Source organism: Zoogloea oryzae (assembly GCF_030161255.1).
Taxonomy (GTDB): domain Bacteria; phylum Pseudomonadota; class Gammaproteobacteria; order Burkholderiales; family Rhodocyclaceae; genus Zoogloea; species Zoogloea oryzae.
Map to the genome: position 1 here is coordinate 402 of NZ_BSPX01000296.1, position 264 is coordinate 665.

The 264-nt window shown below is 76.1% G+C and carries 1 pseudogene; it reads left to right on the forward strand.

Annotation, left to right across the window (positions count from 1 at the left end):
* Positions 1-264, forward strand: a pseudogene (locus QQK25_RS23460) (hypothetical protein); the annotation flags it as partial.

Below are 264 nucleotides of genomic sequence, written 5' to 3' on the forward strand. Positions count from 1 at the left end.
CCCGATTCCCCGACCCGCCAAACCACGGCTCCGACGCCCGCCGCGATCCGCCTCATCCGCCCCAACGTCGCCACCGACCTTGCGCCGCTGCCGGACGCAGACGCACCGAGCCCCATCCCCGCCGAGCCGCCACGACACGCCACCGCAACAACTCCAGCCGACGCCCTGCCGACATCCACGCCCGGCGCCCCGCCGAAGCCAGCCTCGACGCCTTCCGCCAACGCCGGCCCCCCACTCACGCCGCCCCCCCGCAACTGGCGCCTG